Origin of the sequence: Amycolatopsis sp. lyj-90, assembly GCF_046549035.1 — a bacterium.
Lineage (GTDB): Bacteria > Actinomycetota > Actinomycetes > Mycobacteriales > Pseudonocardiaceae > Amycolatopsis.
The window spans coordinates 1-933 of sequence record NZ_JAJPWP010000026.1; the positions used below are offsets into that span (position 1 = coordinate 1).

The 933-nt window shown below is 68.9% G+C and carries 1 protein-coding gene; it reads left to right on the plus strand.

Features of this window, described 5'->3' with window-relative positions; genetic code table 11:
- Window positions 1-933, plus strand: a 933-nt coding sequence (gene asnB / locus ACLJPX_RS44230; RefSeq protein WP_410606082.1) for an asparagine synthase (glutamine-hydrolyzing), incomplete at both ends; no start/stop codon positions are given.

The following is a 933-nucleotide window of genomic DNA, read 5'->3' on the forward strand; positions in this document are numbered from 1 at the left end:
CTGCCGGGCGGCAGGCAGCCGATGGCCGAAGCCGGGCTGGCCGCCATGGTCTACAGCGGCGAGGCGTACAACTTCACCGAGCTCCGCCAAGAACTTTCCCAGCGGGGCCACAAGTTCGAGACCGACAGCGACACCGAGGTCGTGCTCCACGGCTACCTGGAGTGGGGCGACGAGGTCGTCGATCACCTCAACGGCATGTACGCCTTCGCGATCTGGGACGAGCGCGACGAGAAGCTCGTGATGATCCGCGACCGCATGGGCATCAAGCCGTTCTACTACTACCCGACCCGCGACGGCGTCCTGTTCGGCTCCGAGCCGAAGGCGATCCTCGCCAACCCCTTGGCGCGCAAGGTGGTCGACACCGACGGCGTGCGCGAGCTGATGTCCATGACCAAGACGCCGGGCTGGTCGCTGTGGAAGGGCATGCACGAGGTCGGGCCGGGCACGATCGTCACCGTCGACCGTTCCGGGATCCGCACGCGGACGTACTGGAAGCTCGACGCGAAGCAGCACACGGACGACCAGGAGACCACGGTCGAGCGGGTCCGCGAGCTGATGACCGACATCGTCCACCGCCAGCTGATCGCCGACGTGCCCCGCTGCGTTCTGCTGTCCGGCGGGCTCGACTCCAGCGCCGTCACCGGTCTCGCGGCGGCGCGGCTGGCCGAGCAGGGCGAGCGGCTGCGCACGTTCTCGGTCGACTTCCAGGGCCAGGAGGAGAACTTCCAGCCGGACGAGGTGCGGGACACCCCGGACTCGCCGTTCATCCGCGACGTCGCGGACCTGGTCGGCTCCGAGCACCAGGACGTCGTGCTCAACCCGGCCGAGCTCAGCGACCCGGAGGTGCGCCGCAAGGTGCTGACCGCGCGGGACATCCCGGCCGGGCTCGGCGACTTCGACACCTCGCTGTACCTGCTGTTCAAGGCGATCCGC